Genomic DNA, 3,805 nt, shown 5'->3' with positions numbered 1-3,805 from the left:
TAAAAAGTAAAGGAGCCTCTTTCTAAAGAAGGCTCTTTTTACATCGGGTGATAGGGGAAGTAGGAGAGGTTTGGTTTGTTTTTTAGATGAAGAGAAAACAAGTTCACTCCCTCTCATTCGATTAATGATTCAAAGAAATTAAAAAACGCGCTATTACTAATCATTAGCGTTTTTTTTTTGAGGATTAGAAGTTATGGACGTTTAAAGAAATAGTCTGTTCGCTGTGCAATTTTATGAAAGCCCAGTTTTTGATACATGTCTTTTGCTGTATCCTCTTCATCTGTGACTAAATAGATGAGCTGACAATTTTGTTGAATAGCTGTTTCAATCATAGATTTTAAAATAGCCGTTCCAAATCCTTGATGTTGATAGCATGGATTTACACCAAAATCTTCGATTTTAGCTATTTCATCATGAATAAATAAGTCACACTTTCCAATGGGATGACCTTTATAATAAGCGATATAGCAATCCACACCGTCGTTTGATAAGTATACATTTTTGCGTCGAGTCGCACGACGGACACAAAAATCATAACCTAAGGTTTGTTCATCATGAGCTAAATCACATGCGATTAAATCTGCCACAGTATCGATCTGTTTTAGTACCTCAATCACCAAATCATCTCGGTCTTTTAGATTTAAAACTTCTGTCCAATCGAATTGATAAACCCCCATTAAGCTAATCTCACCATTTGGGATAGAATCGATGGGAGGTTCATATGAAACGAGTTTACAAAAATCTTGTGTCTTAAAACAATCTAAGACTTCTTGAGTTATGATATTTGTTGAAATTTTTGGAAGATACGTATAATTATGATCATACATATCGAGTAGTTCGGAATCAGTAAATCGAATTCCATGAACAGTTTTGATTTCTTTTGAAAAACAACGGCTATAGGCCAATTCACAATGAATGATTTTATTGATCATTTTAAACGCTCCATTTCCTCTCATCTCAGACAAGTATAACATATAATGGAAAAAATAAAATAATTACCAATCTTAGAATTTTTGACAGTATCGTCAAATTGGTGACAAAACAATACGGCGAAAGAGATTTTACGAGATAATTAGCAAGGAATTCTTATCCTGATCTTTATATCACAATTGATTCTTATTTAGTAAACTCGAAGGTGTAAGGTATAATGAAGAAGATTAAAGTATTTCGGCAAAATGGGGGGAACAGCAATGCCAAATATCACCTCAATGTTTTTATTATTAGCTTTTATCTGTTTAATGACGGGAATCTTCAGTCCAGATATTGTAATTAAGTGGGGAATTCCACACCTGAAAAATCGTAAAAATATTCTTATTACCTTCAGTGGGGTAATCATAGGATGTTCTTTTTTATACGCATTAAATGAAAATCCAATGATTAGCGTCACTGAAGCAGCTAGCAGTACTCGCTCACAAAGCTCGAAGCCATTAGAAAAAGTGATTTATCAAATAGGTGAAGTGGGAACGTTGCATGAGACGACGCTTGAACTGAATAGTGTCAATCAAACAGAAGAAATTTTATCAATTAACATCGTTCTTCAAAACCATTCTGATGAGGTGTTAGCATATAATCCTTATCAATTTATTCTAAAAACAAATACAGGGGGAAGTTTGGTTCCAAACGTCGATGATGAGACCACCTTAAAGGCCGGGGAATTAGCACCGGGCGATGAAGTGAGTGGAACGTTGATTTATACCTATCCGCTAGATGAGGGATATTCATTCGAGTACCGACCAGTAGCAACCAATGCGTTAGCATCCATTACCTTTGATTTAGAAATTGAGGCATTACAGGTCGTCAGTCAGCCGAAAGTCATGGGAATTGGAGATATGGTCACAAATGAATCGATTGACTTACAGGTCACAAAGGTAGAACGCCTAAATAAAACAGAGTTGAGTACGCCAAAAAAAGGATACGAGTATGTAAAAGTAGACTTAATGTTAAAAAATAAGACTGACGATACGCTTATTTTTTTCCCGTATCATTTTGAACTAAGTGATCAATACAATCAAAAGCTTAAACCCATGGCGTCTTTAATTGAAACGGAAAATTTATTAAAAATGACTGAAATCGTTAGTGGTGGGGTCATTGAGGGAAGTTTAATGTTTGAAATTCCTAAAAACGCTACAAATTTGATGCTTTATTATACACTTCCAACGCTATTTTCAAAAGAAACGCTCAGTGTTAATTTAGAATTAGAACATGAAGTCAAAAATACCTTAACCCCTTCGTTGTCATTTAATGAGAATTGGTTGTTCGGAGAACGACTCGTTCCTATTGAACTAGAAAACATGATTCTAACTGTTTTTTCATATGATAAAGTCAATGAAACAACTTATAGCAAAGCGAAAGATGGAAAATCATTTATTATCATCGATGTACAACTTGAAAATAGAAGTGAGACAGATAAAAACTATAGTGCCTATGATTTTAAATTATTAACGGATAAGGGTGAATTGATACTTCCTAGTTTAACGCTCATTGACAATGATCATGAATTTAAAAGTGGATCCTTGGCAATGGAATCATCAATAGAGGGACTTTTAATCTTTGAAGTAGATGACTTTGATACTCAATTATCCTTAATCTATTCTCCTAGTCAATGGGAACACTCACAAAAACTGGTGATTCCGCTATCATAAAATAAATCACACGCTTTTTACAATTTTCGCCATAAAAAGCGTGTCTTTTTTGTGTCCTAGGTGTATAATATGAATTAATACGGGGTGAGATGATGATTCAATTATTTTTGATTTAGATGGGACGCTTTAACCTTTAAGTGAAACAGGTTCAAATGCCAGGTCTGAAGTTTGATAAATCAGAGAATATTAAATTAATCAGGAAATATCATCACTTATAAGTACCTATTTATATAGGGGATACCGTAGGAGACTAGGAAACAGTAAAAGCAAATGATTTGCCATACTTCTTTGCAGGTTAAGGATTTGGAGCTGTTAAAAAATTCAACTTGTTTAGGTGATTTGGGAAGACATTAATAGTAACGTTGTAGGGGAAATACAACGAAATGAGTGCTTAATTAAGGGGATGAGAAAAATGAATAAAGGGTTATACGATTATTTAGTACAAGAAGAAAATCAGCCGTTAACAGGGTGGAACTTTGATTATTTAGAACGTTCAGGACGTATGGTTGAGTTTCCACTGAAGTGGCATTTACCAACGATTATTAAAGATTATTTTAAAGAGGCTCATTCGGTGTTAGATATGGGAACAGGTGGTGGCGAATTTTTATCATCCCTTGCTCCACTTCCAGCTAAAACAGTGGCAACAGAAGGATATGAACCCAATATTTCAGTAGCGAAAACATGTCTTGAGCCTCTTGGAGTATCGGTTGTTCACGCAAATAGTAATCAGATTTTACCACTTGAATCAAATCAATTTGATATTGTGATCAACCGTCATGAACCCTTTGATGCTTGTGAAGTCGCACGCCTCTTAAACGATGGTGGTGTGTTTATTACCCAACAAGTTGGGGGATTAAATGATTGTGAACTTAATCTTTGGTTAAACGCTGAGCCTTGCGAATTTTCAAATTGGAGCTTACGTACAGCCGTTAATGAGTTAAGAGAAGCTGGATTTCACATTGAAGTCGCAAAAGATGATATCAGTTTAACACGTTTTTATGATATTGGTGCCATTGTGTATTACTTAAAAGTCATTAATCAACAAGTCCCTAACTTTAGCGTAGAGAAATATTATGATCGATTAGAAATTATTCATCGATTAATACACGAAAAAGGTTACGTTGACATAACACGTCATCGATTTTTAATCGTCGCTAAAAAAA

General features: G+C 34.6%; 3 protein-coding genes. 2 read left to right on the top strand and 1 reads right to left on the bottom strand.

The features are described 5' to 3' along the window. Positions 1 to 191 precede the first annotated feature (191 nt). On the bottom strand, positions 192 to 932 hold the full coding sequence (locus tag HMPREF9402_RS12280) for a GNAT family N-acetyltransferase (RefSeq protein ID WP_009607502.1): 741 nt from the start codon (positions 930 to 932) through the stop codon (positions 192 to 194). Positions 933 to 1,190: 258 nt separating this feature from the next. Here HMPREF9402_RS12280 and HMPREF9402_RS12275 point away from each other — a divergent pair, with 258 nt between their 5' ends. Then, entirely contained in the window at positions 1,191 to 2,642 is a 1,452-nt protein-coding gene (locus HMPREF9402_RS12275; protein WP_009607503.1) for a DUF4352 domain-containing protein, read from the top strand. Between the two features lie 412 nt (positions 2,643 to 3,054). After that, positions 3,055 to 3,805, top strand: a 751-nt coding sequence (locus HMPREF9402_RS12270; RefSeq protein WP_009607504.1) for a class I SAM-dependent methyltransferase, incomplete at its 3' end; no start/stop codon positions are given.

Source organism: Turicibacter sp. HGF1, from assembly GCF_000191865.1.
GTDB classification, from domain to species: Bacteria; Bacillota_I; Bacilli_A; order MOL361; family Turicibacteraceae; genus Turicibacter; species Turicibacter sanguinis.
Note: the sequence above shows the minus strand (reverse complement) of the source record. Positions and strands in the feature narration are given on the sequence as shown.

What these genes read in the sequence shown, in the direction of transcription:
- HMPREF9402_RS12280 (WP_009607502.1), bottom strand. Translation starts at nt 932, where the DNA reads ATGATCAATAAAATCATTCATTGTGAATTGGCCTATAGCCGTTGTTTT.
- HMPREF9402_RS12275 (WP_009607503.1), top strand. Translation starts at nt 1,191, where the DNA reads ATGCCAAATATCACCTCAATGTTTTTATTATTAGCTTTTATCTGTTTA.